The organism is Caldicellulosiruptor sp. F32 (genome assembly GCF_000404025.1).
Lineage (GTDB): Bacteria > Bacillota > Thermoanaerobacteria > Caldicellulosiruptorales > Caldicellulosiruptoraceae > Caldicellulosiruptor > Caldicellulosiruptor saccharolyticus.
On record NZ_APGP01000082.1, the window covers coordinates 1 to 6,393 of the forward strand.

The window sequence follows — 6,393 nt, forward strand, 5'->3', positions numbered from 1 at the left end:
AGTAGAAGTACGCAACCTACAAAATAACAAAAAACTGGTATTATATAGAAATGATTTTGGACCTAATCAAATACCAAATACTGATTTAGTCTATCGAATAATGGACATATCCTATAACTACATGAAAGAGTTGAGCGGCCAAGAAAATAATTTAGTTTATGGCCGAACATGGCTTCAGGTTAAACAATTCTTTAACTAAATACGTGGACGAAGGAGTTTAAAAAATGAAAAATAAATTAACTATAATTTTAATTATAGCCATATGCTTCCTTGTGGTAACAATTTCACCTATTAATTGCGCCAATAGAAAAAATGATTTGATTCTTTCCTGCACATGGTTAAAATCATCATTTGGAGTAAATCAAGATGCAATATTTGTTTGGGATATTAAAGAACTCTTAAGTGGTAAAAAACCTACTCTGCATCTTGTCTGGAAGGGTGGAAGAGGTACAAACCCTGAAGCAGCAATTTCACCTGATGGTAAATATATGGCAATTTCTACGTGGAATCAACAAAGAGATGCACAAAATATCATACTTTTAGACCTTAAAACAAAAAAAGAAGATTGGCTTACAAAGGATTTCAGTGAACAATTTTTTATACATTGGATAAATAACAATCTTTTGCTTATTTATAATATTCCACATAAAACAAACGGTAAGTTTAGTGTCCAGATATGGAACATTAAAAGCAAAAAAATGATAAAAGAAATTGATACCCAAAGTCTTATCAGTCCACCTAAAAATGCACAATTTGATTTAATTAATATTGCTCCATCAGAATTAGATAATCAGCTTATTTTCATAAACTGGATTCAAGAGAAGAAATTTAAAGAATATATTCACAACAACGAAAAAACTCTCTATCTTCCTATTTATCCATACCAAATTACATGGTTCGAGAAAAATAATTTTAAAATAGTAAAAAGAATTTCTTATCCTGCTATAAATAATTTGCCATATCCACCAAAACAACATTTTGATATATCACCAAATGGAACTTTTGCTTTTATAACAGATATTCTATCTACCAAAGAAGCATCCTATCCAGAAAAAAATTTAATCAGAATTATGAAATTAGAAAACAATGAAAAAACTTTTAAAACTTTATTCACCATACTACCTACAAATAATATTGTTCAATATGATTCAGTTAAATTTTTTGATAACAATTACCTCATCTTCAGTGAAAAAGAAATCAAAAACAATAAAACAAAATATTACGTGGCTGTGTACGATATTAATAATAAAAAAATGTGGAGATTTGAACCAACTTGGAATGGAAAAAATATAGCACTTGTTAATCACAAAGTAGTACCAAGAGCATTTTCTATAAATTCGTTTTTGAAAAGCAAATAAAGGACTCTTTAAAAACTTAATTTTCCATATTGCTTTCTTACTATATAGAATTCAGAAACAAAACACTAAAGTTAAGGGGCTGTCCCAAAACAATAATTTTCAATAGCCAAAACCAAGCATCTGATAGTATTAAATGTTAATATTGAACTATGAAGTAAAAAAACAAGAGGGTTGGCTGACAATTTTGCCCCAACCCTCTATTATTATCTTCGCTAACCTTTCCATGTTATAAGCAATACAAACCAAACTCTACTTTAGCTTCACGCCCTTCAAGCCCCTGAGCAGGAAACTCCTAAATCCTTTATTGTTCTTTATTATCCCAAATACTGTCTCAACTTCTATCTTCCTTCTGCTGTAAATTTCTTTGCCTTCTTTGCTCAAAAGTCTTTCTCTTACTTCATTCTTTAACCTCTTAAACCTCGGCCTTATCCTAAATCTCTTTTTCCATCTCTTGCCTCTGTAACGCTTATCCTTGTGCTCACATCCATTGCATGTATCCTCACATTCGTATATCTTCTCCCAACTTACAAATCCCCTCTCATTTACATCTACCCTCGGATATAAGTATTTCACCTTCTTACCAGCAGGACAAATATATGCATCTTCAGAGGCAATATACTCCCAATTCCTGCTATTGAACTTGTCCTTCTTAAATTTCCTTGGCTGCTCTAAGTTAAATGTGTTATACTTAAATAGAACTATTGATGCCACGTTTTTTCAAATGAAGGTAGTTTCAATCAAGCCCATAGCCACTGTCTGCTACAATGTTCTTTGGCTTGTGAGCTGTTATCTTTTCCACAAGCTCAAGATGTTCTTTTAAACACATGTAGCCGTGGGGCTTTGGTGGATGCTAAAACCTATGACAAATCGGTTCTGTGTGCCGATTTGTACATTATACCCGGCTTTTAATTCCCGTTTTTCATACGGTCATCCTTCAGCCTCATAAACGTGGCATCATTGTCTGTTTTAGAAAAACTGTTCCTGCCATTTAAAATTGCCTCATTAATTTTCATACTTTTTGAGCCTGAAAACACAATCATTTTTCAATACCTTTACCAGCTTCTTTACTCTTTTTTCTTTTCTCTTGCTTTTAAACTCAGCCTACTCAAGTTTTTGGTTTATTTGCTCAATCTTTTCTTCTAACTGCTTGCTATCACGTCAATTTCTAACTTTACTCCCAAATCTTTCAATGCTTTGTCTTCCTCTTCATTTATTTTTTCAATCTCTTCAATTATGTTTTTCACTTTCTCTCTTAACTTCTTTTCGAAAGTTCTTGTACTTTTAGCCCAAACAAATGAATGCTTGTTTGCATTAGCTTCAGGTTTTGTCCTATCAAGATAGTAATAATCGAAGTTTACATATCCTAACTGTACAAGAAGTTTAACCACCTGAGCAAAAATATTTTCAATTGTCTCTCCTAAAATTTCTTTTTTAAATCTGTTGATAGTTCTAAAATCAGGGACTTGATACTTTGAGAGCCACATAAAAGTAATATTTTCTTGTAAAGCCTGAGCTATTTTTCTTGATGAATAAATACCTTGTATGTAAGGCGTATATTAAAACTTTTAATAACATTAGTGGATGGTAACTACTTGTACCACCGCCTTTGTACCTTTCTATTGTGGTGGATATATCTATCTTATCAATGATTTTATCAATTACTCTGACCAGATGATTTTGAGGTATAAAAGCTTCTGGGTCGATAGGCGTCAAATTATGGACTGTAATTTTTGAAGACAACTTTATCATGTTTAAGAGCTATGGGTTATTACCTCATGTTATCACTTTTGATATATTATATCATAAATATATCATAATATCAATATATCAAAATTAAAGGGGCTGTCCAGTTATCTTTTTGGACAGCTCCTGAATTGCGGTTGATAAATATTCAGTTTAGGGATATAATAAAACTGGTGATGATTATGAAATTCGATTCAAATAAACATTCAGTATTTCTTCTATACTATCATTTGATTTTAGTAACGAAATATAGAAGAGATGTAATAGATGAGAAAATTTCAAAAAGACTAAAAGAAATTTTTGAGTACATTCAACCCAATTACAATATAACTCTGCTTGAGTGGAATTATGATAAAGACTATGTGCACATTTTGTTCAAGGCAACTCCTACAACACCACTTTCCAAGTTTATAAATGCTTATAAAAGTGCCTCTTCAAGACTCATAAAAAAGGAATTTCCCCAAATTAAGCAAAAATTGTGGAAGGAATATTTTTGGTCAAGAAGTTATTGTTTGCTGACAAGTGGTGGCGCTCCAGTTGAAATGATTAGAAGATACATTGAAAGTCAAGGTGAGAAAGGAAGAAGGAAGGTTCTAAAAGTTGGGAGAAAGCAATAGAAAGACTTACAAAAGAGCATGAGTATTTAAAGAATGCAAGGGAAGATTTTTTGCACAAGCTTTCCAAGGCCATCATAGACGAGAGCCAAGTCGTGGTGGTCGAAAGTATAAATATAAAGGGGCCATCAAGGGGAAACTTGGCAAAACACATTTTAGACAGTTCATGGTCGAAGTTTTTAGGATACCTTTCATACAAAGCAGATTGGTATGACAGAACAGTTGTTGTGGTAGATAGGACATTCCTAACGTCAAAAATATGCAGTAGATGTGGATATATTTACAGAAATCTCAAGTTATCGGAGCGGGTATGGGAATGTCCTGTATGTAAAGCTGTTCATGACAGGGATGAGAATGCAGCTACAAACCTGCGAAATTATGTTGCTGTTTGTGTAAATAGTCAGTAGGGTAGGGACTACCCGAATTTACGCCTGTTAAGACCTGAACCTCTACTGCTGGGAAATACTTTCCCAGCAGCAAGTCCGGTCGATGAAACAGAAAACCACCACCTCTTCAGGTGGGTGGTAGTTCACTAATGTATAAACAATCATTTGAACCTTAAAAAGGAGGCACACCATGAAAAGAAGCAAAGTTATTAAAACAAGTTTTATTTTTATTACTATCCTCATAATAGCTTTTGGTACCACATTTATACCAACATTACAACTAAAAACAAAAAATATAAAGGTAAAAATAGGAAGGTGGGCAGATGTATATTACAAAAAAGAGGAAGCAGCTGCTTTAGATTGTTTTAATTTAGCAGAACAGAGAGCAAAATATCTTATGGACAAATTAGGTATTAAAGAAAAATCTAAAATAAAAATATTTATTTATGACAAACAATCCACGTTCCAAACTAAAAAATACGGATTAATAACTCTTCTTTTTAACCTTGACTGGTATATTGGCGACAACATAGGTTCAACAGTTATATTAACCTCACCTACAAATCCAGGAAGATTACATAACTACGAAAGTATTAAACAAGCTCTTCTGCATGAAATGGTGCATACTTATCAGTATTTGATTAATCCAAAAATGAAAAAATGGCTGAAAGAGGGTGTTGCCTTATATTTAACCAACGGCGGACAACTGAAAAGAGGGGAACTGCAAAACATAAAAATCCCTTCATTCGAAGATATCCAGACAGAAAATCCAATTAAATTTGCAAACATAGGTGGATATATTTTCGCAGATACTTACATCGAATACTTAGACAAAAATTATGGCTGGTACAAGGTGTTACAATTACTAAAAACTAACAATTTCAAGAAAACCTTTGGAAAGACAGAAAAAGAAATATATGAGGAATGGGTGAATTATATCAAAACAGCTTATTGAAGAAACTTGAAAATTTTCAAAAAAGCAAGGGACTGTCAAGAATTATTTGAGATGGACAGCCCCCGCTTTATTTATTTCCCCACTTTTTCTTTGCAGAGTTTATACTCAAGCGAATCCACAAGTGCAATCCAGCTTGCATTTACAATGTCTGTTGAAACACCTACAGTTGTCCATGTGTCTTTTCCGTCTGTTGACTCAATCAGAACTCGAACCTTTGCAGCAGTTGCAGTCTCTGCATTCAGCACCCGCACTTTATAGTCAACAAGATGAACCTCTTTTAGCTCGGGATAGAACTTTTCCAAAGCTTTTCTCAAAGCATTATCTAAAGCATGTACAGGACCATCACCTTCTGCAGCAGTGATTGCTGTAACCCCATCTACCGCAATCTTTACAATTGCAGATGAGCTGTACTCTACTGCCGGTTCATTAATGAGAACTTTAAATTCTTTGAGAGTAAAGAACGGCTGGTAAAGTCCCAGCTTTTTCCTAATTAACATCTCAAATGAAGCCTCTGCAGACTCAAACTGATACCCTTCATTCTCAAGGCGCTTTAGCTCATCAATAATCTCTTTTGTCACAGGTGAGTCTTTTGTAACTGTCGGGTCAACCTCGCGAATCTTGTCAAGAATTGTAGATCTTCCTGCAACCTCAGACAGTACTATTCTTCTTGTGTTTCCAACAACTTCTGGGTTTATATGCTCAAAAGATGCCGGGTTTTTCTTAACAGCGTCAATGTGCATACCAGCCTTATGTGTAAACGCATAAGCTCCAACATATGGTGCTCTTTCGTTTGGAACCATATTGGCAATCTCAGCAACGTACCTTGAAAGAGATGTCAGGTGTTTTATGTTCTCATCTGGTACACATTTAAAACCAAGCTTTAGCTGAAGATTTGGAATGAGCGTGATAAGGTCTGCATTCCCACATCTCTCACCATATCCGTTTATAGTTCCCTGTACCTGACGTGCTCCTGCCAAAACTGCCATGATTGAGTTTGCAACAGCCATACCTGTGTCGTTGTGACAGTGAATTCCAATCAATGTCCCAGGAAACATCTCAACAACTTCTTTTGTGATGTTGTAAATATCCATTGGGAAGGTGCCACCGTTTGTATCGCACAGGTCCAAAGAATCTGCTCCTGCTTCCTTTGCAACCTTTAAAGTCTCCAAAGCGTATTTTCTGTTATTCTTGTACCCATCAAAAAAGTGCTCTGCGTCAAATACAACATACTTGCCCAAGGACTTTAAATATTTTATTGTGTCATAAATCATTTGAAGATTTTCGTCCTCTGTTGTTTTTAAGACCTCTTTGACATGAAAATCCCACGACTTACCAAA

At 34.3% G+C, this 6,393-nt stretch carries 5 protein-coding genes and 2 pseudogenes; 5 read left to right on the forward strand and 2 right to left on the reverse strand.

Annotated elements, in window-relative coordinates; all coding sequences use genetic code 11:
- Together H964_RS12995 and H964_RS13000 are read left to right on the forward strand one after the other, a co-directional pair.
- On the forward strand, nucleotides 1-199 hold a 199-nt coding region (locus H964_RS12995), incomplete at its 5' end, for a hypothetical protein (protein ID WP_039766238.1).
- A gap of 25 nt (nucleotides 200-224) precedes the next feature.
- Nucleotides 225-1,358 (forward strand): hypothetical protein, encoded by a 1,134-nt coding sequence (locus H964_RS13000; RefSeq protein ID WP_237738236.1) that lies wholly within the window; start codon nucleotides 225-227, stop codon nucleotides 1,356-1,358.
- Between the two features lie 71 nt (nucleotides 1,359-1,429).
- Here H964_RS13000 and H964_RS07395 read toward each other — a convergent pair.
- Nucleotides 1,430-3,120: pseudogene (locus tag H964_RS07395) on the reverse strand (IS1182 family transposase).
- Nucleotides 3,121-3,283: 163 nt separating this feature from the next.
- Between H964_RS07395 and tnpA the strand changes: the two are divergent.
- The 3 genes and pseudogenes from tnpA to H964_RS07410 all read left to right on the forward strand — a co-directional run bounded on the left by tnpA (nucleotide 3,284) and on the right by H964_RS07410 (nucleotide 5,056).
- Nucleotides 3,284-3,718 carry an IS200/IS605 family transposase gene (gene tnpA, locus H964_RS07400; RefSeq protein WP_039766240.1) on the forward strand — a complete coding sequence of 145 codons (435 nt, stop codon included), beginning with the start codon at nucleotides 3,284-3,286 and terminating at the stop codon, nucleotides 3,716-3,718.
- Nucleotides 3,679-4,122 (forward strand): annotated as a pseudogene (locus H964_RS07405) (RNA-guided endonuclease TnpB family protein); the annotation flags it as partial. The gene tnpA and the pseudogene H964_RS07405, both read left to right, overlap by 40 nt.
- 169 nt (nucleotides 4,123-4,291) lie before the next feature.
- A complete protein-coding gene (locus tag H964_RS07410) occupies nucleotides 4,292-5,056 on the forward strand; it encodes a hypothetical protein (RefSeq protein ID WP_039766244.1) in 765 nt (254 codons plus the stop codon).
- Nucleotides 5,057-5,127: 71 nt separating this feature from the next.
- On the opposite strand, the gene cimA is transcribed toward H964_RS07410, so the two are convergent.
- Nucleotides 5,128-6,393, reverse strand: a 1,266-nt coding sequence (gene cimA / locus H964_RS07415; RefSeq protein WP_039766245.1) for a citramalate synthase, incomplete at its 5' end; no start/stop codon positions are given.

Excerpts from the sequence above, each read along its gene's own strand:
- H964_RS13000 (WP_237738236.1), top strand. The coding sequence starts at position 225 with ATGAAAAATAAATTAACTATAATTTTAATTATAGCCATATGCTTCCTT.
- H964_RS07410 (WP_039766244.1), top strand. The coding sequence starts at position 4,292 with ATGAAAAGAAGCAAAGTTATTAAAACAAGTTTTATTTTTATTACTATC.
- tnpA (WP_039766240.1), top strand. The coding sequence starts at position 3,284 with ATGAAATTCGATTCAAATAAACATTCAGTATTTCTTCTATACTATCAT.